The sequence below is a fragment of the Clostridium neuense genome (assembly GCF_045310695.1).
GTDB lineage: Bacteria > Bacillota > Clostridia > Clostridiales > Clostridiaceae > Clostridium_S > Clostridium_S neuense.
In genome coordinates this window covers 146,085-171,672 of record NZ_JBJIAA010000012.1, presented here as the reverse complement: position 1 = coordinate 171,672, position 25,588 = coordinate 146,085, and the positions used below count along the sequence as shown (strand labels likewise).

Genomic DNA, 25,588 nt, shown 5'->3' with positions numbered 1-25,588 from the left:
ATTATCATAATAAATTCCTCCTTGAATTTAACTTGGGAATCCTTTCCCATATATTTTATTTTTATAAGGTTTAAAATCTTATGGCCACTCAATTTTAAACCCCATCATTGCTTATACTACTTTATCGTAAGCCCTTTTTATTACTTTATAGTTTTCAATAAACTTTTTTATTAAAAAACATTGAATTTCCAGAAAAACCATTATAATATTTTTTCTTAACAAACTTATCCTTGTTTATATTCTCAAGTTTTTCTTTTATATCCTTCATATTTTTAACAATAAGCTCTTTTACTTTGTCATTTAACTCCATAATATCTGTATGTTTAAGTTCTTCAGCTATCTTTTTTTTTGTATATATATTAGGATTTTCCTTAAATATTTTAATCATTGCTTCTCTCTCCTGAAGCAGCTCATTAAGCTTATCAAAATCCTCATTATTAAGACAATTTAAAATATCTAAAGTTTTTTCTCTAAAGCTTGTTATTAATGTTCTAGTATCTTCCATAGGCTATTACTTCCTTTCACAAATTAAAAAGTAATATTTATGAAGAACTACTGCTTAGCATTGAAGATAAATAACTTTGTTGTGTACTTAATGCTGAAAGTGCAGCTTGAAGAGCACTAAACTTTTGGTTATACATTTTTGCATCCAATGTCATCTTACTTTTAAAATCGGAAACAGCATCTGTTTCTTCTTTTATCTCTTTATACAATGAATTTCTTGTTAAAGAATATTGATCATCTAATGATCCTGCTTTTGTCAAGAGAATTCCTTGGTTACCATTTTTATCAATATAAGTTCCTGCATATTTTTTTTCTATATCGCTAAGCCTTTGGAATATACCTTCTTCGCTGCTTCTTTTAGCTATTGCCTTGCTAGCTGCATCTTTATCTGTACTAGTATCCACATTTAATGCCGATTCATAATTTAAATAGCTAGTGGACTTTTTAGTAAACAAGTCGGCTACCCCCTGTGGATTACTTTGCAATGCTGCTGTAAGCTGCTTTACATTAATTTCAATTTTCCCACGTTTGCTTGCATCATTATAATCATCAGCTGTAGATAATCCAATGCCTCTCATAGTAAGGCTATTTCCACTCACAGGTGTATAAAAAGCAGTTCTCATTTCATTTAACATATCAGTTAAAGTACCATCATTCTGTAAAAGTCCCTGTTGAGCTTTTTGATTCCAAGCTGTGATTTGGCTAGTAGTCATTTGTGATTCCTGTGTTGAAGTTAGTGGAGCATAACTAGGATCACTTTTTTCAAGGGTAACAGCGTTAATACCGCTAACTAAATTATTATAATCGGCAACAAAATCCTGAATTTTACTCACGGCTGAAGATACATCCTGCTTTACATTTATTGCAACTGGAGTAGTTGAATCAAAACTACTTGAAAAGCTGTAAGATACACCATCAATTGTAAAGTTATTTGAGGCTTCTGATACAGACGTAGCAACAGTATCTCCCGGCTCCTTTATAGTAAATGTACCATTATTACCAGACGCACTAACATCTTTTGTTTCGCCAGTACCTGTTCCTATATTATATAATTTTGATAAAAAAGCTGAGGTGCTTGCATCAGAACTATTATACTGTATATTTACAGTTCCACTTGCATTAGTATAGCTACCAGCATCATGTGCCTCGTAAATATTTAATTTTTGATTAGAACCTGTTGAATTTGATGTAATGCTAAATTTACCTGTAAGTTCGCTGTATGAGAAATTGGCACCAGTTAAGTTTGATAAATCATTCATCACTTGGGAGACAGTTTTATAACCATTTGCACTCAAATCATAAGTTACAGGTGTACTGCTTCCATTTATGTTAAAGCTTATTGTGCCAGAAAGCCCTAATGTAGAAAATGCAGCTGAATTTTGTGCAGTAACAGTATTCGCATTGGTTATATTTGCAGCTGTTGCTAATGTAGCTGAAGTAACTGTGTACGTTCCGGTTTTTGCTAAATTTGAAGCTGTCGTGCTAAGAATATTTGCATTGGATGAAGTTGCAGCATTTACCGAAAAAACATCAGGAGAAAATATATAATTGCTGGATGAACTATCAAAATATTTGCTGCTAAAATCCTGCAAATTTGATATTATAGATCTATATCTGTCCTGTATCCACTGAGATTTCTGCTGTTTTGCAAGTAGACTATTAAGTTTAATAACATCTGAGGCCATTGATTCATTAACCAAACTACTAACATCAAGCCCAGACATTTGAGAAACTAAGCTTTGTGAATAAGACCCTGATGTAGAACCAGTACTACCACTTTTACTAGTACCATTAGATGTTTGTGAGTATTTTGAAGATGTTGTATCTGTTCCACTTATATCACTTGTACTATATGGAATCAAATATGGATTTGTTGTAGAGGTTGTACTAGATACTGTACTCATTATTTACCACTCCTTTACCTTACTTTTATAGAAGCCTTATAAGCTTCATTCCAGGTATTTTTTACATCCTCTATAAGAGGAATAGTTTTATCTAACATTTCTAAATCTTTTTTCATATTTGCCTTAACTAAGCTGTCTATTATAAATTTATAAACTGACATCATATTAGGTCCCCATTCTCCAGCTTTAGCTAAATCAAGAGTTATCATTAATTCATAAAATACATCCTGAGTTTTTTTTAGGTTTTCATTACACTTATGATAATTCTTATCAACCATAGCTTGTCTACCTATTTTAACAAACTTCACTGCACCATCTAGAAGCATTAATAATAATTGATCCTTTGAAGCAAAATTTACACTATTTTGTTTATATTGGTCATAAGCATTTTTAGCATACATTATTAAACCTCTACCTCCTAATGTCTAAATAATTTCCCTTCTGTATATCTTTACTTAATGATTTATCTTTATCAAACTCTGCATCTACAACAATTTTATTGTTTTTAACTGCAGTTATTACTATCTTACTATTTTTTAGCTTATTCTTGGATATCACAAACTTTTTATCTTCTTCATTATTGTCATTCCTATTTTTGTGATTCTGATTTTTATTTCCATTATACTTTTTTACGGATTGTATTTCACCCTTTGGATGTACCTTATGTTCCTCGGTAGATTGATTAACTCTTGCTCTTACTTCCATATCAATCTTATTTAATATATATTCCACAATTGCAGTACCTCCTCACAAGAAATCAGGCTTTTTTGTTTACAATGAGTCCAGCCATTTCACAAAATTGAGCTACCATATCCAAAATTTTTTTAGATGGTATTTCATTTACGACTTTGTTTGTGTCATTATCAACAACCTTCATAATCATTATATACTTAAAGTCCTCATCCTGCTCATATTCTATGTGAGTTGATTTATCCTTTAAAAGATTGTTCATTACATCTGCAGCTCTTTTTGCATCTTTCTCACTTATACCATCATTTTGAGTACTTTTATCCTGCGAAATACTATTTGCGATATCATTTTGTGGATTTTTGTTATCATCTACCAAGCTGCTATCGATATTGTATAGATTTTGTCCTCCGTGACTTATAGCCTCAACATCCATATTTAACACCTCTATTTATTTTTTATATCTTTCAATATAGTACTATCAATTGAAATTGATTTTTTATTTTCTTCGATAACCTCCTTATACAACTCCTTTCTTAAAATTTTCACATCTTTTGGTGCATTAATAGCAAGTTTAACAGAACCCTCATCAACTTTAACAACAACAATTTCTATATTATTACCTATAAGAATAGACTCATCTTTTTTTCTTGTAATAACTAGCATTTTTATTCCTCCCTTAAAAGAGGGTACTTTACAGAATATTTTTCATTATCTAATATTAATTGTTTCCCTATTTTTTCTTTAATATTTATCAAAATAGGTGCTTTTAAATTTGTAGTTATTTTTTTTACATCATTATTAACGCAAACCGTAGTTAAAACAACTATATCAGATTTATCTTTTATCTTTAATTCTTCAATTTCATGCTCTTCTAATTTAAATTCATAATCCTTCATAGCGTAGAAGGGTGAAACCAAAACTAATCCTATTTCCATGTTTTCAATAGAATGAAGCATACTAAATACGTTATTTTCTTCCATAGAAAACATTATAAACTTTTTCAAATTTTCAAAACCAGGTAATCCATTACTAAAAGTTATCACATCACTTTTATCGTATTCTCTAATGCCGTGATATTTAGTATACAATTTCATCTTCTACACCCCTATTATAGATAATCTATTAATGTATGTTGTAGTATTTTAGCACTTGTTTGAAGTGAAGCTAAATATGTTGTTTGAGCTTGAGAATATTGCATTGTTACTTGTGCATAATCTACATCGTTAGTGCTTGCCAAAACCTGTGTCAAGCTTGAAATTTCAATTTCGTTTTGACTGCTAGCACTTTTCATTCTATTTTCCAAAGCACCAACTTCAGTACGAATACCAGAGGCATTGCCTATAGCATCTTTTATATCAGAAAGATCACTACCTGTTAAACTTGAAACATCTCCTGAATCCAGATGTGTAGTTATATTGTTTAAAATAGTTCTTAAATCTTTAGACACTCCAGCATCATTTCTAAATTCCATTACATCTGATGCCGTAAAATTATAGTTTACTGAAACACCATCAGAGATTTCAGTTGAGAGTTTTGACTTTATCATCCCAAGCTGATTTGTTTCATCAGCTGTAGGTGTAGCTCCCACTGGCATTTTTGTTACTCCATCCTTACTCGCATAACTTAACTGCTGATTTTTGCTTGTTGCATCTGTAGTAACAAGAGTAGGTTTATCTGTACCGCGGTTTCCTCCAAATACATATTTCCCATCATAGGTTGTATTTAATATTTGAGAGATTTGATTTATATTAGAATTTATTTCTTCCTTAATAGCCTGTCTCTGAGCATCACCATATGTCGGGTCACCTGTAGAAACCAAAAGTTCATTTATTCTCTGTAATACACTACCTATTTGTCCTAAACTTGTATCCGTTACACTTAACCATTGATTTGCATTATTTATATTAGTAGTATATTGTTTATTCTTTATCATTTCATTGTTTATTTGCATAACTCTTGATGCACCTAAAGGATCATCTGAGGCCTTGTTTATGAGAGTTCCACTTGACATTTGCCTTTGATAAACGCTCATACTTTCGAGGTTATTCCCCAAATCATAAAGAAAATTATTTGAAAGCATACTGCTTGTTACACGCATATATCATTCACCTCTATACTATTTTATATTATTTCATTAAACCATTAATTACAACATCTAGTAATTCATTTACTGTAGAAATAACCTTTGCATTCGCTTGATAAGCATGATTATATTGTATTAAGTTAGTCATTTCCTCATCAAGTGAAACACCTGATACAGAATCTCTTGACTGCTGGAGAGCTTGAAGCTGCTGTTTTGAAGTTTTGAAGGTTGTATTTGCTGCACTTGCCTCCGTTCCCAATTTTGTTACAGCATCTGTGAGATAATCATAAACCGTACTACCTCCACTATAATCCTGCACTGTTGGCACCTTATTAACATCAAGACCACCAAATTGTTGATTTACTTTGGAAGCATTAAAGAAATCATCTCTTGTTGTATCTGCTGAAATTCCTTGAACGTTAAGCAGCTTATTTGCAAGATCGGCTACTGCCTGCGCTCTCACTCCATCTGTATTACCATCTACTGGATTATCGCTTTCTTTGGCATATTCATTATCATGCAATCTTGTTTTTATTTCCATGGGATGGTCGTATATTTCTTTATTTATAGAAATATTACCAGCAGTAATTCCGCTCTCAGCACTTAAAGTGTCGCTTAAATTAGATAGCTGATTTTTATTATCTGCATCAGTAGTGTAGGATGCTTTATCACCATTTACGAAAAATGGCATTGCATCACCACTTTTTGTTATTTTCCCTGACGCGTCTGTGGTTGGTACACTTGCTGTTGTACTTCCACTTTCAACTGCATTAACTGAAAGTGCAATTGCTTTTGCTATTTTATTTAAGTAATCAGTATATTTATCAATATCAGTTTGAACAGATGAGGTACCTTTAAGGATTCCATCAGTAGGTGTAAACATGGAACTGCTGTCAAAACTTATAGGATTATCTGAATTTCCTCCCTTTGACAAACTCTTGCCATTTTTATCAACTGATAGTCCTATTGCATTTCCATCCTTGTCAGCCCATAGTACCCTGTTTCTGCTAAGTTCATTTAATTGATCTGAACTTATCCCACTTACATAAACATCAACCTTATTTTTATCAGTTGTTTTATCTCCATACTTGTAATATGTTATATCATAAATTTGCTTACCAAAACTATCTTTTTTTAATGTACCATCAGGATTTTTAACTTCCTGAATATTATTAATATACGAGAATCTAGTTTCTTTATCACCATTTTCAATTTGTACTAAAGTTTTTCCTGATAGCTGACTACCATTGCTAGCAGTAAGCTCTATACCATTCATCTTTTTACTATCTACATTAATATTAAAATATTCACTTAGTGTATTAAGAAGCGTGTCTCTTGTATCCATAAGGTCATTTGGTTCTCCACCTGAAGCCTTAACATCAATTATCTGAGCATTTAAACTATCTATTTTATCTAAAGTGGAATTAATATTAAAAACATCGTTGTCAATTTCATTATTACAATTTGCTTTTAAATCCTGAAGCTTTTTATACGTGGAATTAAGTTGATCTGTAAGAGTTTTGGTTTGAGAAACTATAAGTCCTCTTGTAGTTTCAGTTTGAGCACTCTGAGAAAGATCGTGCCAATTAGAAAAAAAGGTTGAAATTAAACTTCCCATTCCACTACCAGATGGCTCATTCATTATATTTTGTAATTCTCCCAAATAATTACTTATAGATTTATTTGTACCTTCGTTACTTGTTTGATTTCTAACTTGATAATCAATGAAAGCATCCTTAATTCTTTCTATATCTGAAACTATTACCCCTCTTCCTTCAGATTGATTTTTAGGCACTTCACTATCATATACTGCCTGTAAATCTGCTCTCTGCCTTGTATATCCGGGTGTACTAGCATTAGCAATATTATGTGAAGTTACATTAAGAGCAGCCTGCTGGGCTGTTAATCCTAAGCTTGATGTATCAAGAGTTGCAAATAATCCTGACATTTTTTTACCCCTTTCTATTTACTTACTTTCCCATACGCATTGTATGTTTTTACATTTTTATTTCTACCAAATAAATTAAGCATCTTATTTGCAAATAATAGCCCCTGCTTAATAAGAAATTGATTTATACTATTTTGACTTTTAACATTATGAACAAGTTGAATCATATCATCAAAATTTTTGCTTAAACTATCATCATCAATTTCTTTTACCAAAATCTTTATAGATTTATCTCCTTCGAGTTTTCTTCGTTCAACTTCAATTTTTGCAACTTCAATATTTGCATTTTCTATCTTTTTAACAATATCTTCAAGTCCAAATATATTTTTTTCAAGATAAAGTTCATGTTGTTTTTCTAAAAGCATTAATAAATTCTTTAAGGTTTCAATTTCCCTTAGTATCAATTCACTTAGTGCTTCTTTCATAGTTTAAACCTCTCTTCCTTTAAAATAATCCACAATCTTTTTCGCTACTAGTTTAGAATTTCTATTGTAAGTACCATTTTGAACTTCACTTTTTATGAATTCAACCTTGCTGTCGCTATTATCTATTTGAAAATTTGAGCATAAACTACTGAGCATTTTTCCAGCTTCCGAAATTTCTATTCTATCCTTTGCAGGAGTACTACTAATTTTTCTACTATTGGAGCTATAAAGAGAATGAACTCTAATTACATTATTATCTGCACCTAAGCTATTCACTTTCATAAATATACACTTCCTATCAACTATATATACACTTCAAATATTTATTATACTGCTTCTATTAGAGGTTTCTAAGCTTCAGCTTTTAACTGATTATAGTACATATATAAACTTAATTAGAACTGGTTTCAAAATAGATACTTAAATTTATGATTAAGCAGTATGAATTTTATACTACCTTCTCCTGTTTTTATTATCGTAAAGTGAAAAATAAAGTTTATATTTCCTAATATAAAAAATAACCGGTTAATATTTCTGCCGGCTATCTTTTATCTAACTTATAATTATTTTTTTCCTAGACTTTTTATCTTTTCTTCATTACTAACAATACTTGTAATTCTGACACCAAAGTTTTCATCAACAACAACAACCTCACCATAAGCAACCTTTTTACCATTTACAAGTATCTCAACTGGCTCTTCAGCAAGCTTATCAAGTTCTATTAAAGAGCCCGTTCCTAAATTGAGTATTTCCTTTATGTTCTTTTTAGCTCTACCTAAAACTACCGAAATCTCAAGTGGTACATCGAGTATAAGGTCTATATTTTTAGGCATGTCTTGAGACCTTGATGGTCCAAAAGACTGAAATGATGCTTTATTAACCTCAACTGGCGGCTGCTGATATTGAGGTGATGCCTGCTGATATTGAGGCGGCATCTCATAATACTGCGGTGGTGCCTGCTGATACTGTGGTGGTGCCTGTTGATATTGAGGCTGCGGCTGCTGATACTGCGGCGGTGCCTCATGATACTCCATTTGTCCAGAATTACTAGGCTGTGGACTTTGGCTTTGAGTATTTGTTTCATTATTTACAACTTCATTAGCCTTTGGCTGCTCTTCTTTAGCAGTTTCTTCTTTAGGAGCTTCCCCGCTGCCCATCATTATACCTATCATTTTTCTTGCAGTTTCCATAGGTAGTATTTGCATAATATTACTATCAACAAGATCACCTATAGTCATTTTAAATGCTACTTCTACAACATTTTCATCATCTTTTATAGTTTCTGTTAAAGGATCTGTATCATTATCCCATATTTTTGATGTAGGAGGAGATATATTTACCTCCCTTAAAAGCATAGTAGCCATAGAAGTAGCTGCCGAACCTATCATCTGATTCATCGCTTCAGAAACAGCACTAAGTTCTATTTCAGATAAAGTCTGATTTGTTACCTTTCCGTCTCCACCCATCATAAGATTTGCAATAACAGCAGCATCTGTAACCTTCATAACAAGAAGATTTTCTCCTGCAATTCCACTTATGTATTTTACATCTAATGCTACATTAGGGACTTCAAAATTATCCTTAAGCTCTTTTAATGTAGTAATGCTTACAACAGGTGTGGTTATATTAACTTGCTGACTTATTATGGTCGACAACGCTGTTGAAGCAGATCCCATGGAAATATTTCCTATTTCACCAAGTAAGTCTTTTTCTATATCGGTTAAAATTTCATCACTATTATTCTTATCATTACCCTCATTTGTCTCTGGCGGCTGTCCTGAGTCAGAATTACTCCCGTCTCCATTCAAAAGAGAGTCTATCTCTTCCTGTGAAAGAAATCCATCACTCATAATTTTCCACATCCTTATCTATATTATCTAATATCTTAACTCCCATATTTTTACCTATAACTCCAGGTGCCCCTATATAATGCATCTTATCATATATAAATATAGGAATTGGATTGTTGCACTTATTATCCAATGTTACTACATCCCCAACAGATAATTTCAAAAAATCTTCCACAGTTATATTCGTAAAGCCTAATTTAGCTGTTAAAGGAACTTCAACCACATCTAACCTGTTTCTTAATCTTTCTCTTGATTCCCTTACAATTTCTTCATTACTTTCTTGATACCAGTATTGAACAATAAGCTTATCAAGAACTTTTTCTATGCTTAAATAAGGTATACACATATTTATAAAATTATGACTACTACCCATATCAGCTGAAAAAGTTATAAGCGCAACAGGTTCGTGTGGAGCCAATGTCTGATTAAGCGCTGGATTCGTTTCTAGCGTCTCTATCTCAGGTTGAACATTTACTATGTCACTCCACGCCAATTTTAGATTGTCAATTAACCCTTGATTAATCTTCATGATAATATTTTTATCTATATCTGTTATTTCTCTTGTTTTATACTTTCCACTGCCTGCACCACCGAGAAGTACATCAAGTATTTGATATACAAATTGAGGCGGCATTTCAAATAAAATAGATCCACTGAGCGGTGGCATTTTAAATATTGTCAAAAAAGTAGGATTTGGTACTGAATGAATAAATTCTTCGTAAGTTATTTGCTCAACAGATTCTATATTTATTTTTACATTGTTTCTTACTTGTGCTGTAAGATAATTAGATATTATTCTAGCATAATTATCATGTATAAGTTCAAGAGTTCTCATGTGTTCCTTAGTAAACTTCTGAGGACTTGTAAAATCATACAGCTTTACTTTCTGCTTCTCTTCTTCTTTTGGAATTTCATCTGGTTGAAGTTCTCCAGAGGACAGGGCAGATAACAGAGCATCTATCTCACTTTGTGACAAAACGTCTGCCATAGTTTTCCCTCATTTCTTCTCATTACTAATTTCTAATTAATTTATCAATATCTATAAGTGTAACTATTCTATCTTTAAAATTTATTATACCCTTAACATACTCTTTATTACTACTACTATCTAATTTCTCAATAATTGCTTCATCTATATCAAGAACTTCATCAACTTGATTAACTGATATTCCAACAAGTTCATCTTCTAGCTTAAGTATTATAGTACTTTCTTGTTCATCATCAGATTTTTTTACATCAAGAAGAAGATTTATATCCAAAAGTGAAAGTACACTTCCTCTTATATTTATAAGTCCTTTTACGTATTCTGGGGCTTTGGGAACTTTAGTAACCATCATGCTTTCCCCTATAGTCTGAACCTTTGATGTCTCAACTGCAAATTGCTCATCATTCAGTTTAAAAATAACTATCTGCACAGTATAATCACCTCCAAATAATTCTATAAATAAACTTTACTTAACCCAAAGCCTTTTTTATTGCTTCAAGGACTCTATCTGCTTGAAATGGCTTAACTATAAAATCTCTTGCACCAGCTTTTATAGCATCCATAACCATAGTCTGCTGTCCCATTGCTGAACACATTATTATTCTTGCTGCTGAATCAAATGCTTTTATTGCTTTTACAGCTTCTATTCCATCCATATCCGGCATAGTTATATCCATAGTCACAACATCAGGTTTTTCTGTTTTATAAATTTCTACTGCCTTTAATCCATTACTAGCCTCACCAACTACCTCAAATCCATTTTTTTGAAGTATATCCTTTATCATCATTCTCATAAATGCGGCATCATCAACAATTAATACTTTTGCCATTTTTCAAACCTCCATATTAATTTATTCCTAAACTGTTAAGTATTTTTTCTAGCGAACCGGGCACTGGTATATAATAAAAATGCCCACTAATATTTTTTTCTTTATCCTGTAAAAATACAGTTTCTAAATCAAGTACATTATCATCATATTGACCTGATTCTATAAACGTAGTTGAAAGCATTGCTCCAAGCATATCATAAGTAACTGCTGGTACAGAAGGAGTCATAACAAGATTTGTAAGCTTAAATATCGCATTCATATATGAACCAGATATTATATTACCTATTTCACAAAGTACAGAGCTAGACATATCATTTAAGTTTTCCTCCTTTTGGCCTGTAAGTGACTCGACTATTCCTAGAGCTGTATCTTTATCAAAAACGAATAGTATATTACCTGGAGCATCCCCTAAAACTCTAACTATAACCCCAACAGCCAATTTTTCATCGCCTATTTCATCAAACAATTCACTCATAAGTATGATATTTACTGCTGGAACTGTCATATCAATTTTTTTATTTAGAAGTTGAGATAATGCTGTTGCTGCATTACCAGCTCCAATATTACTTACCTCTTTAAGCGCATCTAATTGCACTGGCGATAATTTAGAATAGTCCATTAAAAATCACCTCCTAAACTAGTGCAGCAACATCAAGTATTAATGTTACAAGTCCATCTCCAAGGATAGTTGCTCCAATATACTCTTTAAGCATTTTTAAAGTTTTACCAAGAGGCTTAATAACAATATCCTGTTGACCCATAAGTGAATCCACAAGAAGTCCTGCCATTTTTTCTCCAACCTTAACAATTACAATATATACTTTTTTACTATCTGATTTCGGAAGATTCAATTTTTCATTTACTCTTATTATTGGAAGCACATTTCCCCTATATATTATAACTTCCTTATTATTGGTTTTCTTTATTTGGCTTTCATCATAATCTATTACACTATCTATTGCATTTAAAGATATTGCAAGATTTTCTGAACCAACTTTAACCAAAAGTGCTGTTATTATTTGAAGGGTTAGTGGAAGCTTTATAGTAAAGGTAGTGCCTTTTCCCTGCTGAGTACTCATATCAACAGTTCCACCAAGTGCTGAAATTTTAGTCTTTACAACATCCATTCCAACTCCTCTTCCTGAAATATCAGTTACCTTGTCATTAGTACTAAATCCTTGATCAAATATGAGATTAACAATTTCATTTTCACTCATATTTTCGGTATTTATTCCTCTTTCTTCTGCTTTTTCTCTTACTTTTTCAACATCTATACCATTACCATCATCTTGAACCTTTATAACTGCTTTAGTTCCTTCTTGATATGCTATAAGCTTTATTTTTCCAACCGGATCCTTGCCTCTTGCTATTCTGTCTTCCTTTGAATCTTCTATTCCATGATCGGCTGAGTTTCTTATTAAATGTATAAGTGGTTCTCCAATTTCATCTATTACAGTTCTATCTAGTTCGGTATCCTGACCTTCTATTATAAGTTCCATCTCTTTGTTTAATTCAACAGAAAGATCTCTTACAAGCCTTGGAAACCTATTAAAAACTGTATCAAGAGGAAGCATTCTTATTTTCATTACTAAATCTTGAAGATCATTTGTGGTTCTTGCTACTTGCTCTAAAGTCTCATTAAGCTCTGCTAGTTTATAGTTTTGACTTATTTGTTCAAGTCTTGTCCTATTTATAACAAGCTCTGAAACCATATTTAAAAATTTATCTAATCTTTCAAGATCCACTCTTACAGATTGATGCATTTTTTTGTGTGGAGCTTCTGCTGGCTTATTTTTTTTTGCTTTTTCTTCTTTTTTCTTAGGAGCAACTTTCTTTTCCTGCTTCTTTTCTTTAACTTCTTGTTTTGATCCTTCTTCTGCATAATTAGCTTTAATATCTTCAAGAGTCAACTGTTTTATATCAATGCTGTCAATTTCTGATATATCTTGTAATATTTCTTTTACCTCATTTTCATTTTTATGAGTCAAATAAACAAGATTTATTTCAAATTCAAAATTTTCTGCTTCAAGATCTTCTGTACTTGGAATAGATTTTGTAATTTCTCCCCATTCCTCGAGGTTTTTAAATATTAAAAAAGCCCTTGCAGATTTTAATAATGTAGATTTACTTAAATTAATATCTATAGAAAACGCATTATATCCTTTTTCTATAGCTTGTCTTATAACATTTGCATCATATTCATTAAGGCTTATTTTAGGTGAAGTATTATCAGCTTGCTGTTCACTTGGTTCAACCTTCTTAGCTTCATCTGTTTTTTCATTACTTCCTGCTGCACCTTTTTCCGATATTGATTCAAGTTTAGTTATAATGTCATCTACTGGAACTTCTTGCTCTTCACCATTTTCAATGTTATCAACCATTTGTTCAAGAGTATCAAGGCATTTAAATAATACAGTTACAACCTGCTGAGTTACTTTAAGCTGACCATCTCTAAACTCTGATAAGACATCTTCCATCTTATGAGTTAAAGCGGCCATAGTATTGTATCCCATAGTTGCAGCCATTCCTTTTATTGTATGGGCAACCCTAAATATTTCATTTAGTTTATCCACATTGTCTGGTTCTTGTTCCAATTGCAGAAGTGCTTCATTTAATGTCTGCAGATTATCCTTAGATTCTTCTAAAAACATAGACAAATATTGCGATGTATCCATAATTTCCCCTCCTTACAGCTTCCTATATATAAAAGTAGAAGCTTTTTCAAATCCATACTCCTTGTAGTTATAAATGCTTTCTGTTGCACCAACAAAAAGCAGACCACCTTTTTTTAATGCGTTACTAAACTTTTTATAAATTTTTTCTTTTATATCTTGATTAAAGTATATAACAACATTTCTGCATACTATTATATCAAAATCACTTTCATATGAATCTAATATTAAATCATGCCGTTTATATGTTATCATATTTTTAATATTTTCATCAATGATATATTTATCGCCCATATTTCGAAAATATTTATGCAAATCTTGCTTTTCTATATTTTTTATTTCAGATTCTATGTATTCTCCTTGTTTTGCCCTACTCAAAATGGTCATATCAATATCAGTAGCAATTATACTGCTTTTGCCATTATATCCAAGCTTGTCTAGTATAATTGCTATAGAATATGGCTCGGCTCCTATGGAACAGGCTGCGCTCCATATTTTAATATAATTATTTTTAAGTGCTATATTTTTTACTTCTTTTTCAAATTCCTTAAAAATTTCAGGATTCCTAAAAAATTCTGTAACATTTATTGTTATAAAATCTAAAAATTTTTGTCTCTGCATATCATTTTTCTTTAAAATTTCTACATACTCATCAATTGACTTTGCACCAACTCTCGATATAAGACTCAGTATTCTTCTATGAAGTTGATTTTCTTTATACGCAAACAAATCAATTCCAAATTCCTTTAAAACCCATTTCTTAAAATCAACTAAATCCATGAATGTTACCTCCTAATATCGGTTGTTATCTTTATAATTTCATTTGCAATGCTATCTATTGGAGCAACTATATCAACTTTACCAGTTTCGTATGCAGCTTTTGGCATTCCATAAATAACGCATGTAGACTCTGATTCTGATAATGTTATTCCTCCATTATCCTTAATTATTTTAGTTCCATTAGCACCATCTCTACCCATACCAGTTAAAACCGCACTGACAAGGTGTGACCCAAATACTTTTGAAGCAGATATAAAAAGTTTATCAACTGCAGGCCTTACTCCCCATATAGGAGGTTCTTTATTAAGACTTATCCTGCCATTACTTCCTATTTCCATATGATATCCTCCTGGTGCAATATAAACTACATTATTTTCATAAATCTCGTTGTCTTCAGCTTCCTTTACACGTATGCTGCTGTTATCATTAAGTCTTTCAGCAAATGCTTTAGTAAAGCCTACTGGCATGTGCTGTACTACAAATATTGGCACTCCCATGTTTTGTGGAAACTTTGTTATAACCTTATATAGAGCTTTTGGACCGCCTGTTGATGCTCCTATAACTACTGCTTGTATTTTAACATTATTATCTATCCTTTTATGTTCCTCTTTACTTATTACAGATTTAGTTTCATATAAATTTAAATTTCTATAAGCAGCCAATTTAACTTTTTCTATTAATTGTTTTTTTATATCAATGATTTCAGAAGCCATCCCACCTGACGGTTTTGCAATAAAATCAAATGCTCCATAATGTAAACAATCCATAGTAAGTGTTGTATTTCTATGAGATACACCACTTATAACAATTGTAGGTATTAAACAATTCATCCTTCTCATCTCTTTTAAAGTTTCAATTCCCCCCATAATTGGCATTTCTATATCGAGAGTTATTGCATCCGGCTTTTCTACTTGAATTTTATTAATCAAATCCTTGCCATTATAAGCCGTTTTAATAACTTCAATATTTTCATCACTGTTTAGCATATCTGATATTAACTTTCTCATTAGTGCTGAATCATCTGCAACAATTACTTTTATTTCCTTCATAACAGCCTCCATTAAATTTCTTTAATACCTAACCCTACAGTTCTTATTTGCACAACACCATTGGATGTATCAAAAATCATGGTTCTTCCTTTATTTCCGCCTACGTCCTCTCCTAATATTGGTATTTTCATTTCTTCAAGTACTTTTTTTACTGCTATACTGTTTCTATTTCCTATATCCATATTCATTTTCTTATCAGAAAAATTAAACATAGATGCTCCACCTGCTATTTTAGCTTTCATGTTACCTGACTGTCCACCGTTTTCTATCATTTTTTTCACTAGCAATGGTACGCTTAAATCAGCGAATTTATACGGATTAGTAACTTTGCTAAACTGAGTGCTATCTGGAAGCATAATGTGTGCAAGTCCGCCTAAATTATTTTTCGAATCATATATAGCTATACCAATGCAAGACCCTAGCCCTACTGTTATAATCCTTCCTGGTGAAAAAGCAATATTAAGGTCAGCTATTCCAACCCTTACTTCTACAATATTCTCCATATCACTAACCAAACCACTTTACAGCAGTTTCTTTTCCTCTTCAGATAATATTTGCGACATATTAAGGAAAATAATAATCTTATTGTCCATCTTAATGAGTCCCTTAAGATATCTCTTAGAAATTCCAGATACGACTTCAGGTGGTTCTTCAACATTATCACTGCTTACGTCCTTAACTTCTGAAACCAGATCTACAATTACTCCTATTTTTCCATTTTCATATTTTACAACAATTAATTTTGAATTAGGAGTTATATCGTTACCTTGTATATTAAATCTTTTAGCTAATGATATAACAGGAAGCACCTTTCCTTCATAATTAATTACTCCATCAACAAAATCCGGCACATCTGGAAGTTTAGTCGTAGGTTCATATCCTAATATTCTTTCTACTTCCATAATATCTGTTGCATAATATTCGCCATTTACATTGAATATTAGAATCTTCAGTTCATTATTATCCATATTATATATCCTCCTACAATAATAATTTATCTACTATAAGATCGTCTTTATGATCTACATAAGCGTGTATATTTTTACTAGGATTATCAATAGTAAATTCTTTATTTCCAACTGCAAATATAGTATTTGGATAAGCAACTTCACAATATATATGTCCTTTTATATCTACACATACTCTCGTCACAACCCCTCCAATACTACCAACAACCCCACATTTTATTTCATTTTTAGCTTTAAGTTGTCCTCCTCTTGCTACTGCATCCTTATTTATAAACTCAATACTATTGTTTGATGTAATATTAGATATATATTCGCCTTTGCCATTAATATAAATGTTTCCAGAGCCTTCAATCGTGCACTCTTGACAATATGAAATATTTATATCTGAAGGTATAGACAGTATAGCCTTTAAGTTACCAATTTCTTCTTTTGCTTCTTCAACTATTGCCATAAGTTCATTAGCATCTTTAATACGAAGTGGAGCTATTCCTATTAGTTTCTGAATAAATATTTTTTCAAACTTATCATTAATATTACTTACAAGCAAAATATAGCTTTTACACATTTTAGTTATATTTTTAAACTTACTCTCAATAAGTACTTTAATAATTTCTCCATCCGATGAGAACTTATTTTTAGTATTATATTTTTTTATCTGGCTTACTGCATCTATTAATTCTGCAATATTCTTACTCAAATTATCCAGCAGCTCAATTTTAGATAAAACTTCAACATCTTCTCCGCCGCTATAAATTTGCGACAATATAGCATTTTTGCCAATAGTTACATTTCCTTTTGCCTTAATAACCGCACTTTCAACATTATTGTTAATGATAATATCGTTTCCAGATTCTACACTCATTCCTTCTAGTACACTACCCTTAACATTCACCGCACCAAGAAACTTGATATTTCCTGTTTTTAAATCCACATCCGAATTAACCTCATGAACACCTACTATAAAAAACTTATTTCCTTTAAAAGAAGCTTTTCCACTTTTAAGAGCTATTACTTTATTATTTTCTATTTTACAGTTTTCATCACAAGTAATACTTAACTTTTTACCAAGCTTCTTCTTTATTTCTTTTCCATATATATCTTTTCCGTTTATTCCTTTTGCTCCTTCATGTTTAATTGCGATTATATCTCCAGCTGTAACAGCATTTACAAATCCAATACTCTTAAAATCAATATTACCATTCTCATTTTCTTTAAATTTTGAATTTCCATTTATATTTATTTTAAATTCTATGCTGTCATCCTGATCATTTTGGACCTTTACTCCCGCTGCCACAAGCATCCTGCTTATGTCCTTGCCTGAAGCGCATTTTTTTATGCTTTCCTCCAAAATACCATATACAATTTTATTTTTATTAAGCTCATTCCTAAGTTCACTTTCAGTATATGCAGGCGGTCTTTGCTGTTTAGAAACTTCAGGTTCAAGTATTATTTCATTGCTTTCTGGAACATCTTTAAGCTTAAACTCATTTTTGCTTACATAGCTTATATCAATATAAGCTTCAAGATTGTCAGGAGTAATAGATATATTTAACTTTCTTGTTGGTTTTTCAATTTCATCAAACTTAAACTTTATATTCATTGAGTTGTTTACTTCTTTTTTCCCAAAGACTTGAACACCATCAATTATTACAAATATATTCTGTGGAATCACTATTTTTGCAAAATCACCATTTTCCTTTGGATTAGTTACAATAAGTTTTCCATTTATAATGCACGCAGTTCCATCTACACTTTTTTCATCCTTCTCTTCTTCAACTTCTACTGCAATCTGTGCTTTTTTTTTAAATATTCCATTTCTTTCTTCCAATATTTCATATTTAATATCGCTTTTGCTTATGTTCAATTCATTACACGCTTTATTTATGCATTCTTCAACAGTTGAGCCGTTAAATATTTCCCTATTCATAAAAATACACTCCCATGAAATTATTTATACATAAATTATATCACATAACTATTAGAAACTTACCTTTTTTTACATAATACACTTATTTTTTATCGTAAAAATTTACAAATACTTTATATTTTTTTACTTTTTATAAGTATATTACTTTATTTTTTATTTAAACTAGCACAAAAACAGTAAGAATCAAACTGCAAATATGAAATTACAAAAATTTTTTTATGTAATCTTCAATATACTCTTCATAGAGATTGTGTATTTCTTTTATAATTAAGTTATTTTGAGAATTAAATAATATGTCATCAACTTTATTAATAGGGAGTACTTTAGGTGATGTACCAGAAATAAATAGTCCATCCATATATTTTATATCTTTATAATTAATACGTTCTTCTTTAAGTTTATATCCACATTTTAAAACTATATCGATAATTACATCTCTTGTTATTCCTGGCAAAACATCTTCTACTGGTGATGTGTATACACATTTCTCCTTAACCATAAATATATTAGACTTACTACCTTCTGTTATATTTCCATTTCTATCAACTAATATAGCTTCAAATACTTTTTTATCTCTTATTTTACTATCCACATTTTCTCTAAAATCAACATCCATAATCTTAGCATTAGGATTTTTTCTTTCTCCTTTAAATAATATAGTGCTTACACCATCATTATAATCTTTCTCGCTTGGATACTGATGTTCAATAAAATAACAGTAAAAATTGCACTCGTCATTATAAAAATTGAATACTATTTTAATATTTCCAAACTGAACTTCATTAACTTCAGTAAGTTTTAATATTGCAGCTTTTAATTTTTCGCCATTAGATGGTAATTTTAAATTAGATATATTGGCAGAATTAAACATTCTACTAATATGTTTTTCAAAAAATAATGGTACGCCTTTATATATCCTTATGACTTCGTATAATGACTTACCTTTTGAAATAAAATTGCCATCAAAATCATGTGAAGATTTTATACTTTCATTAAGCATATAATAATCATTTTTAATTACTTCCATTCAAAATTCCCCCTAGCTTACTCTACTTCCATTTAACAACTTTAATATTATCGTCTTTCTTTTTAGGATTAACAAGATATGGGTGGCCAACTAATTTAAATAAAGGTAAATCTGATAAAGAATCCGAATACATATATGATGCTTTAAAATCAACTTCTATATTTTCCTCCTTTAAAACTTCCATTAATCTTTTTACCTTTTCCTCACCCTTACAGTTTTCCCCTACAATTTTTCTTCTGTATTTTCCATCTTCACGCGTAAATCTTGTTCCTATAACTTTATCAACTTCTTTTATGTTGTAAAGTTCATTTAAATAAAATTCCGCAGATGCAGATATAAGAAATATTTTATATCCTTCACCTTTGAGCTTTTTTATCGTATTTATAGCATCAACATATAATATACGCGAAAGTCTTTTATGATAGAACTCTTTAACATAGTTTTTCATTTCATTTTCTTCTATTCCATCAATAAAAGATATAAAGTTTTCTTTAGCAGTTTTTGCTGTAAAAATTCCTGTTGCAAACAAGAGTGCAGAAAACACATTGTAAGGCAAATATATAATAAGCTTAGGTTTCTTTTTTATCATAAATAAATAAAATTCTAACAAAGTTTCTCTTTTTGTAAGAGTATAATCTACATCAAATATAGCAAGTTTCTCCATAAGTCTATCTCCATATTTTGTTATATATTTTTTAAAAAAGCCGATGCAAAATGCATCGACCTTAAAATGAATCTATATAGAAGAATCTATTACATTTTTATCTAATAAAAATTCTTATATAGAAAAGGATTAAAACCATTAGTAGTTAAACTCTAGTACTATTTTACTTTGAGGCAATACTCTCGTAATATTTAGAAGCAGCTTCAAATTCATTATCATCAGGAATTACAAGTTCTCCTTCTTCGCCTTCAACTTTAAATAAGTATACTGAATCATTTTGAGGATTTTGAACTAATACGAATTCTTTTTCTTCATATACAAAACCATCTACAATTTCACAAGAAATTGAATTTCCATTTTCGTCCTCAAGTTCAACTACCATTGGTTCATGTTCACCACAATCGCATCCGCAGTCACAATCATGATGATGTTCATGCTCATGTTCCTCTCCGCAGCAACCGCAGTCACATGTATTTAGGTTCTCTTTTTCATCCATATAAATTGCCTCCTTTTCTCACTAAAGATATAGTTTTAAATTTAGAACTATATATCTTTATGTTATAATTCTAACCTTATTTTATCAATTTTAAAAGGGGGTTTTTAAAATATTTTATTTTATAATAAAATATTCTTAATTCTATCTAATCAAAATACAAAATAAAGTCTACTTTTAATTTCTTCTATTTATAATAAAAAAGGGCTAAAAGCCCTTTTTTATTATTGGTTAGCTAATTTTTTATATCCTTCTAGTCTTTCTTTTGCATCTTTTTCTGTCTTAGCATATAATTCATCAGCTTTATCAGGGAATACTTTCTTTAATGAAGCAAATCTAACTTCTCCAAGTAAGAATTCCTTAAAGTCTCCTGTTGGTTCTTTAGAATCAAGAACAAATGGATTCTTTCCTTCTTCTTTTAATAATGGATTGTATCTGTAAAGTGCCCAGTATCCGCATTCTACAGCTTTCTTCTCTTCTAACTGGCTGCAACCCATTCCTGCTTTTAATCCGTGGTTAATACATGGTGCATATCCTATTATAAGTGATGGACCATGGTAATTTTCTGCTTCTTTTAAAGCTTTTAATAATTGATTCTTATCTGATCCCATAGCTACTTGAGCAACATATACATAACCATAGCTCATAGCCATCATTCCAAGATCTTTCTTCTTAGTTCTCTTACCGCCAGCTGCAAATTGAGCTATAGCAGAAGTTGGAGTTGATTTTGATGATTGTCCACCTGTATTAGAATATACTTCTGTATCAAATACAAATATGTTTACATCTTCTCCACTTGCAAGAACATGGTCAACACCGCCGTATCCTATATCATAAGCCCAGCCGTCTCCACCAAATATCCATTGTGATCTCTTAACTAGGTAATCTTTATTTGTATATAATTCTTTAGTAGCTGCATTTGCATCTTTTTCTTTTTCAAGTAAAGGTAACAACTTATCTACAACTGCTCTTGAAGTTTCTCCATTTTCCTTATTTTCAATCCAATCTTGAAGTGCTGCTTTAAGATCTGCACTTACTCCAGAATTGATTGCTTCATTAGCAAGATCTACTAATCTTTCTCTTATTTGTTTAACTCCAAGAATCATTCCAAGTCCAAACTCAGCATTATCTTCGAATAATGAGTTAGCCCATGCTGGTCCTTGTCCATTTTCATTAGTTGTATATGGAGTTGAAGGAGCACTGCATCCCCAAATTGATGTACAACCTGTAGCGTTAGCTATCATCATTCTGTCACCAAATAATTGAGTTATAAGTCTAGCATAAGATGATTCTCCGCAACCTGCGCAAGCTCCGTTAAACTCAAGAAGTGGTTTTTCAAATTGACTTCCTTTAACTGTATATTTGTTTGCAACTTCTTTTTTCTTTGGAAGACTTGTTCCATAATCAAAGAATTTTGCAACTTCATATTGAGATTCAGCTGGTTTCATAACTAAAGCTTTTTCTTTAGCTGGACAAACCTGTGCACAGTTTCCACATCCTGTACAATCAAGTGGACTTATAACTATTGAGAAGCTTAATTCTTCACCTGATTTAACTCCCATTGCTTTCTTAAATTTCATGCCTTCTGGAGCGTTTTTAACTTCTTCTGCAGTTGCAAGAACTGGTCTTATTACTGAATGAGGACAAACAAATGAGCACTGATTACACTGAATACATTTGTCTACATTCCATTCAGGAATATTTATTGCAATTCCTCTCTTTTCGTAAGCAGCAGTTCCAACAGGATATGTTCCATCTTCTTTTCCTGTAAATGCACTAACTGGAAGTTTATCTCCTTCTTGTCTATTCATTGGTTCAAGTATATCAGTTATGAATTTAGGCTTTGCTGCGTCTTCCTTAACTTCGTCTTTTGCATTAGCCCATGCTGCTGGAACATCTATCTTAACAATAGCTCCAACACCTTGATCTATAGCAGCGTTATTCATATCTACAACTTTTTGTCCTTTTTTACCATAGTTTGTTACAACTGCTTCTTTTAAGTATTTAACAGCATCTTCTACTGGGATGATGTTTGCAATTTTAAAGAAAGCAGCTTGACAAATCATGTTTACTCTTCCGCCAAGTCCTATTGCTTGAGCAATTTTTACAGCATTTAATGTGTAAAAATTAATGTTGTTTTTAGCAATATATTGTTTCATAGAAGCTGGAAGTTTTTCTTCTAATTCTTCTGGACTCCAGATTGTGTTAAGTAAGAAGTTTCCACCTTTTTTAAGTCCTGCAAGAACATCATATTTATTAACATAACTTTGGTTATGACAAGCAATAAAATCTGCTTTATCAACTAAATATGGTGATTTTATTTGTTTCTTACCAAATCTTAAATGTGATACTGTTATACCGCCTGATTTCTTTGAATCATAAGCAAAGTATCCTTGAGCAGACATTTCTGTATGATCTCCTATGATCTTTATAGCACTCTTGTTTGCTCCAACAGTACCATCTGATCCAAGTCCCCAGAACTTACAAGCTTTAGTTCCTTCTGGTGTTGTATCTATTTCAATATCTGGAACTGGAAGTGATGTATTTGTAACATCATCAATTATTCCTATAGTAAATCCATCTTTTGGTGCAGCAGCTTTTAAGTTTTCAAATACTGAATAAATGTGAACTGGTAATGTATCCTTTGAACCAAGTCCATATCTTCCTCCAACTATAACTGGTCTTGTTTCTGCATTGTAGAATGCTTTAACAACATCAAGATATAATGGTTCAGCCTGAGAACCAGGTTCTTTTGTTCTATCAAGAACAGCAATTTTCTTAACTGTTTTTGGTATATATTTTAAGAAATGCTCAACTGAGAAAGGTCTGTAAAGATGTACTTTTAATACTCCAACTTTTTCTCCCTTTGCTCTTAAATAATCTATAGTTTCTTCTACAGTATCACAAACAGATCCCATAGCTATGATTACTCTATCAGCATCTTCAGCTCCATAGTAGTTAAATAAGTGATATTCTCTACCAGTGATTTTGCTTATTTCTCCCATATAATGTTCAACCATTTCAGGAAGTGCATTATAGAATTTGTTTTGAGCTTCTTTTCCCTGGAAGTAAACGTCTGAACCTTCATTACTTCCTCTTTGAACTGGATGATCTGGATTTAATGCATTTCTTCTGAATTCATTAACAGCATCCATATCAAGTAATCCTCTTAAATCTTCATAATCCATTACTTCAATTTTTTGAATTTCATGTGAAGTTCTGAATCCATCAAAGAAGTTTATGAAAGGAACTCTTCCCTTTATAGCAGTCAAGTGAGCTACTGCTGATAAATCCATAACTTCTTGTACACTTCCTTCAGCAAGAAGAGCACAACCAGTTTGTCTAGCAGCCATAACGTCTTGATGATCTCCATATATATTTAAAGAATGAGTAGCTAATGCTCTAGCACTAACATGAAATACTCCAGGTAAAAGTTCTCCTGCAATTTTATACATGTTTGGTATCATTAAAAGCATACCCTGTGAAGCTGTGTATGTAGTTGTCAAAGCTCCTGCTTGAAGTGAACCATGAACTGCACCAGCAGCACCTGCTTCTGATTGCATTTCCATTATTTTAACTTTTTGTCCAAAGAGATTTAATCTTCCTTGAGTTGCCCATTCATCTACATGTTCTGCCATTGGTGATGATGGAGTAATAGGATAAATTGCTGCAACATCAGTAAAAGCATATGATATATGAGCTGCTGCAGTATTACCATCCATAGTTTTCATTTTTTTCATACTTGTATACCCCTTCCTTTAAATACAAAATATTTTTATATTAGGAATTATAGGCAAAATGATTTTGCCTATAAAAACTTACTAAAGTTTGTTACATTTTTAACTATACTATAAAAAATTTTTTAAGCAAAACTATTTTTAAATAATTATTGCTGTATAAATCGAAAATTTCTTTGCTTATCTTCCTTATTTACATTTTTTCTCCCTTTTGCTTTTTAATAATGATTGTAAATAACTTAAGAATTTATAAGCACAGTTAATTATATTACTACTTTATTCAAAAAGTTTCAACAGAATTATTAAAGCATTTTAATTATATACTACTTTGAAAACCATTTCAAGTTTTTCCATTATACTTCATAGCTAATGTCTTATTGTTTTATAAATACTTGGGTCCAATATAGCTGTCCTTTTGAATTTTTTACCATACCAACTCCTATTTGATTATATTGTTTTCCTAAGATATTAGCTCTATGCCCAGGTGAATTCATCCAGCCATTCATAACTGCTGATGGTGTAGTATATCCATAAGCTATATTTTCTCCTGCTGCAGAATATACTATTCCATATTTTCCTATTAATGAAAATGTAGATCCAAAGGTAGGTGAGTTATGAGAAAAATAATTTTTATCTGACATATCCTGCGACTTAACTCTAGCTACTCTTGAAAGTTCCCAATTTAATTTTAAAGGTGGAAGCCCAACTTTACTTCTCTCGACGTTAACAAGCTTTGCAACTTCATTTTCCTGTGACTGAGTACTTCTTATATCTGGTATCTTTATTGTCTGGCCAACCATTATCATGTTTGCATTTGATATTTTAGGATTTATTGCAACTAATTCAGATACCCCTGTTTGATTCTTTACTGCTATTTTCCATAGTGTATCTCCTGCCTTAACAACATAATCATAAGTTTTTTCCTGCATTTTCGCACATACATTAATCTGCATTAAGCATGCAAATATTACGGATAAAATCAATATTTTTTTAGAATACTTTTTCATATTACTTTCTTCCTCCCTAAAAATTTTTATATATTTATTTTTAGG

Annotated in this window: 27 protein-coding genes; all 27 read right to left on the bottom strand. The window is 31.2% G+C overall.

Annotated elements, in window-relative coordinates; all coding sequences use genetic code 11:
* Nucleotides 1-154: 154 nt before the first annotated feature.
* Nucleotides 155-505 carry a flagellar protein FliT gene (locus ACJDT4_RS15490; protein ID WP_406788480.1) on the bottom strand — a complete coding sequence of 117 codons (351 nt, stop codon included), beginning with the start codon at nucleotides 503-505 and terminating at the stop codon, nucleotides 155-157.
* A gap of 37 nt (nucleotides 506-542) precedes the next feature.
* Entirely contained in the window at nucleotides 543-2,408 is a 1,866-nt protein-coding gene (fliD, locus tag ACJDT4_RS15485) for a flagellar filament capping protein FliD (RefSeq protein WP_406788479.1), read from the bottom strand.
* A 14-nt stretch (nucleotides 2,409-2,422) separates the two neighbouring features.
* Complete coding sequence (gene fliS, locus ACJDT4_RS15480; protein ID WP_406788478.1) at nucleotides 2,423-2,809, bottom strand: flagellar export chaperone FliS; 387 nt, start codon at nucleotides 2,807-2,809, stop codon at nucleotides 2,423-2,425.
* Nucleotides 2,810-2,819: 10 nt separating this feature from the next.
* On the bottom strand, nucleotides 2,820-3,140 hold the full coding sequence (locus ACJDT4_RS15475; RefSeq protein WP_406788477.1) for a hypothetical protein: 321 nt from the start codon (nucleotides 3,138-3,140) through the stop codon (nucleotides 2,820-2,822).
* Between the two features lie 25 nt (nucleotides 3,141-3,165).
* Nucleotides 3,166-3,531 carry a flagellar protein FlaG gene (locus ACJDT4_RS15470; RefSeq protein WP_406788476.1) on the bottom strand — a complete coding sequence of 122 codons (366 nt, stop codon included), beginning with the start codon at nucleotides 3,529-3,531 and terminating at the stop codon, nucleotides 3,166-3,168.
* 11 nt (nucleotides 3,532-3,542) lie between these two features.
* Complete coding sequence (csrA, locus tag ACJDT4_RS15465; RefSeq protein ID WP_406788475.1) at nucleotides 3,543-3,761, bottom strand: carbon storage regulator CsrA; 219 nt, start codon at nucleotides 3,759-3,761, stop codon at nucleotides 3,543-3,545.
* Between the two features lie 2 nt (nucleotides 3,762-3,763).
* Nucleotides 3,764-4,192 carry a flagellar assembly protein FliW gene (fliW, locus tag ACJDT4_RS15460; protein ID WP_406788474.1) on the bottom strand — a complete coding sequence of 143 codons (429 nt, stop codon included), beginning with the start codon at nucleotides 4,190-4,192 and terminating at the stop codon, nucleotides 3,764-3,766.
* A gap of 14 nt (nucleotides 4,193-4,206) precedes the next feature.
* Nucleotides 4,207-5,196: a flagellar hook-associated protein FlgL gene (gene flgL / locus ACJDT4_RS15455; protein ID WP_406788473.1), complete on the bottom strand. Its 990-nt coding sequence runs from the start codon at nucleotides 5,194-5,196 to the stop codon at nucleotides 4,207-4,209.
* 28 nt (nucleotides 5,197-5,224) lie between these two features.
* Nucleotides 5,225-7,129, bottom strand: coding sequence for a flagellar hook-associated protein FlgK (gene flgK / locus ACJDT4_RS15450; protein ID WP_406788472.1), 1,905 nt, complete (start codon nucleotides 7,127-7,129; stop codon nucleotides 5,225-5,227).
* Nucleotides 7,130-7,143: 14 nt separating this feature from the next.
* A complete protein-coding gene (locus ACJDT4_RS15445) occupies nucleotides 7,144-7,554 on the bottom strand; it encodes a flagellar protein FlgN (protein WP_406788471.1) in 411 nt (136 codons plus the stop codon).
* Between the two features lie 3 nt (nucleotides 7,555-7,557).
* Complete coding sequence (locus ACJDT4_RS15440; protein WP_406788470.1) at nucleotides 7,558-7,836, bottom strand: flagellar biosynthesis anti-sigma factor FlgM; 279 nt, start codon at nucleotides 7,834-7,836, stop codon at nucleotides 7,558-7,560.
* 281 nt (nucleotides 7,837-8,117) lie between these two features.
* Complete coding sequence (gene fliY, locus ACJDT4_RS15435; RefSeq protein WP_406788469.1) at nucleotides 8,118-9,404, bottom strand: flagellar motor switch phosphatase FliY; 1,287 nt, start codon at nucleotides 9,402-9,404, stop codon at nucleotides 8,118-8,120.
* The gene (gene fliM, locus ACJDT4_RS15430) at nucleotides 9,397-10,392 is read right to left on the bottom strand and encodes a flagellar motor switch protein FliM (protein ID WP_406788468.1); all 996 of its coding nucleotides are present in this window, start codon (nucleotides 10,390-10,392) and stop codon (nucleotides 9,397-9,399) included. Before fliM ends, fliY begins: the two co-directional genes overlap by 8 nt.
* Before the next feature lie 25 nt (nucleotides 10,393-10,417).
* The gene (locus ACJDT4_RS15425) at nucleotides 10,418-10,819 is read right to left on the bottom strand and encodes a chemotaxis protein CheW (RefSeq protein ID WP_406788467.1); all 402 of its coding nucleotides are present in this window, start codon (nucleotides 10,817-10,819) and stop codon (nucleotides 10,418-10,420) included.
* Nucleotides 10,820-10,859: 40 nt separating this feature from the next.
* Nucleotides 10,860-11,219 carry a response regulator gene (locus ACJDT4_RS15420; RefSeq protein WP_406788466.1) on the bottom strand — a complete coding sequence of 120 codons (360 nt, stop codon included), beginning with the start codon at nucleotides 11,217-11,219 and terminating at the stop codon, nucleotides 10,860-10,862.
* A gap of 16 nt (nucleotides 11,220-11,235) precedes the next feature.
* Nucleotides 11,236-11,838, bottom strand: coding sequence for a chemotaxis protein CheC (locus tag ACJDT4_RS15415; protein ID WP_406788465.1), 603 nt, complete (start codon nucleotides 11,836-11,838; stop codon nucleotides 11,236-11,238).
* A 13-nt stretch (nucleotides 11,839-11,851) separates the two neighbouring features.
* On the bottom strand, nucleotides 11,852-13,894 hold the full coding sequence (locus tag ACJDT4_RS15410; RefSeq protein ID WP_406788464.1) for a chemotaxis protein CheW: 2,043 nt from the start codon (nucleotides 13,892-13,894) through the stop codon (nucleotides 11,852-11,854).
* A gap of 12 nt (nucleotides 13,895-13,906) precedes the next feature.
* Entirely contained in the window at nucleotides 13,907-14,671 is a 765-nt protein-coding gene (locus tag ACJDT4_RS15405; protein WP_406788463.1) for a CheR family methyltransferase, read from the bottom strand.
* A gap of 5 nt (nucleotides 14,672-14,676) precedes the next feature.
* Nucleotides 14,677-15,720 (bottom strand): protein-glutamate methylesterase/protein-glutamine glutaminase, encoded by a 1,044-nt coding sequence (locus ACJDT4_RS15400; protein ID WP_406788462.1) that lies wholly within the window; start codon nucleotides 15,718-15,720, stop codon nucleotides 14,677-14,679.
* An 11-nt stretch (nucleotides 15,721-15,731) separates the two neighbouring features.
* Nucleotides 15,732-16,223, bottom strand: a complete 492-nt coding sequence (locus ACJDT4_RS15395; protein WP_406788461.1) for a chemotaxis protein CheD — start codon at nucleotides 16,221-16,223, stop codon at nucleotides 15,732-15,734.
* Between the two features lie 18 nt (nucleotides 16,224-16,241).
* Nucleotides 16,242-16,688, bottom strand: coding sequence for a chemotaxis protein CheW (locus tag ACJDT4_RS15390; protein WP_406788460.1), 447 nt, complete (start codon nucleotides 16,686-16,688; stop codon nucleotides 16,242-16,244).
* 13 nt (nucleotides 16,689-16,701) lie between these two features.
* On the bottom strand, nucleotides 16,702-18,615 hold the full coding sequence (locus tag ACJDT4_RS15385; RefSeq protein WP_406788459.1) for a flagellar assembly protein A: 1,914 nt from the start codon (nucleotides 18,613-18,615) through the stop codon (nucleotides 16,702-16,704).
* A gap of 202 nt (nucleotides 18,616-18,817) precedes the next feature.
* A complete protein-coding gene (locus ACJDT4_RS15380) occupies nucleotides 18,818-19,642 on the bottom strand; it encodes an aminotransferase class IV (protein WP_406788458.1) in 825 nt (274 codons plus the stop codon).
* A 22-nt stretch (nucleotides 19,643-19,664) separates the two neighbouring features.
* Nucleotides 19,665-20,306 carry an HAD-IB family hydrolase gene (locus ACJDT4_RS15375; protein WP_406788457.1) on the bottom strand — a complete coding sequence of 214 codons (642 nt, stop codon included), beginning with the start codon at nucleotides 20,304-20,306 and terminating at the stop codon, nucleotides 19,665-19,667.
* A 163-nt stretch (nucleotides 20,307-20,469) separates the two neighbouring features.
* On the bottom strand, nucleotides 20,470-20,802 hold the full coding sequence (locus tag ACJDT4_RS15370; protein WP_406788456.1) for a DUF1292 domain-containing protein: 333 nt from the start codon (nucleotides 20,800-20,802) through the stop codon (nucleotides 20,470-20,472).
* A gap of 221 nt (nucleotides 20,803-21,023) precedes the next feature.
* A complete protein-coding gene (gene nifJ, locus ACJDT4_RS15365; protein ID WP_406788455.1) occupies nucleotides 21,024-24,539 on the bottom strand; it encodes a pyruvate:ferredoxin (flavodoxin) oxidoreductase in 3,516 nt (1,171 codons plus the stop codon).
* Between the two features lie 371 nt (nucleotides 24,540-24,910).
* On the bottom strand, nucleotides 24,911-25,543 hold the full coding sequence (locus tag ACJDT4_RS15360; protein ID WP_406788454.1) for a CAP domain-containing protein: 633 nt from the start codon (nucleotides 25,541-25,543) through the stop codon (nucleotides 24,911-24,913).
* Between the last annotated feature and the right edge of the window lie 45 nt (nucleotides 25,544-25,588).

What these genes read in the sequence shown, in the direction of transcription:
- ACJDT4_RS15490 (WP_406788480.1), bottom strand. Translation starts at nt 505, where the DNA reads ATGGAAGATACTAGAACATTAATAACAAGCTTTAGAGAAAAAACTTTA.
- fliD (WP_406788479.1), bottom strand. Translation starts at nt 2,408, where the DNA reads ATGAGTACAGTATCTAGTACAACCTCTACAACAAATCCATATTTGATT.
- fliS (WP_406788478.1), bottom strand. Translation starts at nt 2,809, where the DNA reads ATGTATGCTAAAAATGCTTATGACCAATATAAACAAAATAGTGTAAAT.
- ACJDT4_RS15470 (WP_406788476.1), bottom strand. Translation starts at nt 3,531, where the DNA reads ATGGATGTTGAGGCTATAAGTCACGGAGGACAAAATCTATACAATATC.
- csrA (WP_406788475.1), bottom strand. Translation starts at nt 3,761, where the DNA reads ATGCTAGTTATTACAAGAAAAAAAGATGAGTCTATTCTTATAGGTAAT.
- fliW (WP_406788474.1), bottom strand. Translation starts at nt 4,192, where the DNA reads ATGAAATTGTATACTAAATATCACGGCATTAGAGAATACGATAAAAGT.
- flgL (WP_406788473.1), bottom strand. Translation starts at nt 5,196, where the DNA reads ATGCGTGTAACAAGCAGTATGCTTTCAAATAATTTTCTTTATGATTTG.
- flgK (WP_406788472.1), bottom strand. Translation starts at nt 7,129, where the DNA reads ATGTCAGGATTATTTGCAACTCTTGATACATCAAGCTTAGGATTAACA.
- ACJDT4_RS15445 (WP_406788471.1), bottom strand. Translation starts at nt 7,554, where the DNA reads ATGAAAGAAGCACTAAGTGAATTGATACTAAGGGAAATTGAAACCTTA.
- ACJDT4_RS15440 (WP_406788470.1), bottom strand. Translation starts at nt 7,836, where the DNA reads ATGAAAGTGAATAGCTTAGGTGCAGATAATAATGTAATTAGAGTTCAT.
- fliY (WP_406788469.1), bottom strand. Translation starts at nt 9,404, where the DNA reads ATGAGTGATGGATTTCTTTCACAGGAAGAGATAGACTCTCTTTTGAAT.
- fliM (WP_406788468.1), bottom strand. Translation starts at nt 10,392, where the DNA reads ATGGCAGACGTTTTGTCACAAAGTGAGATAGATGCTCTGTTATCTGCC.
- ACJDT4_RS15420 (WP_406788466.1), bottom strand. Translation starts at nt 11,219, where the DNA reads ATGGCAAAAGTATTAATTGTTGATGATGCCGCATTTATGAGAATGATG.
- ACJDT4_RS15415 (WP_406788465.1), bottom strand. Translation starts at nt 11,838, where the DNA reads ATGGACTATTCTAAATTATCGCCAGTGCAATTAGATGCGCTTAAAGAG.
- ACJDT4_RS15410 (WP_406788464.1), bottom strand. Translation starts at nt 13,894, where the DNA reads ATGGATACATCGCAATATTTGTCTATGTTTTTAGAAGAATCTAAGGAT.
- ACJDT4_RS15405 (WP_406788463.1), bottom strand. Translation starts at nt 14,671, where the DNA reads ATGGATTTAGTTGATTTTAAGAAATGGGTTTTAAAGGAATTTGGAATT.
- ACJDT4_RS15400 (WP_406788462.1), bottom strand. Translation starts at nt 15,720, where the DNA reads ATGAAGGAAATAAAAGTAATTGTTGCAGATGATTCAGCACTAATGAGA.
- ACJDT4_RS15395 (WP_406788461.1), bottom strand. Translation starts at nt 16,223, where the DNA reads ATGGAGAATATTGTAGAAGTAAGGGTTGGAATAGCTGACCTTAATATT.
- ACJDT4_RS15390 (WP_406788460.1), bottom strand. Translation starts at nt 16,688, where the DNA reads ATGGATAATAATGAACTGAAGATTCTAATATTCAATGTAAATGGCGAA.
- ACJDT4_RS15385 (WP_406788459.1), bottom strand. Translation starts at nt 18,615, where the DNA reads ATGAATAGGGAAATATTTAACGGCTCAACTGTTGAAGAATGCATAAAT.
- ACJDT4_RS15380 (WP_406788458.1), bottom strand. Translation starts at nt 19,642, where the DNA reads ATGGAAGTAATTAAAAATGATTATTATATGCTTAATGAAAGTATAAAA.
- ACJDT4_RS15375 (WP_406788457.1), bottom strand. Translation starts at nt 20,306, where the DNA reads ATGGAGAAACTTGCTATATTTGATGTAGATTATACTCTTACAAAAAGA.
- ACJDT4_RS15370 (WP_406788456.1), bottom strand. Translation starts at nt 20,802, where the DNA reads ATGGATGAAAAAGAGAACCTAAATACATGTGACTGCGGTTGCTGCGGA.
- nifJ (WP_406788455.1), bottom strand. Translation starts at nt 24,539, where the DNA reads ATGAAAAAAATGAAAACTATGGATGGTAATACTGCAGCAGCTCATATA.
- ACJDT4_RS15360 (WP_406788454.1), bottom strand. Translation starts at nt 25,543, where the DNA reads ATGAAAAAGTATTCTAAAAAAATATTGATTTTATCCGTAATATTTGCA.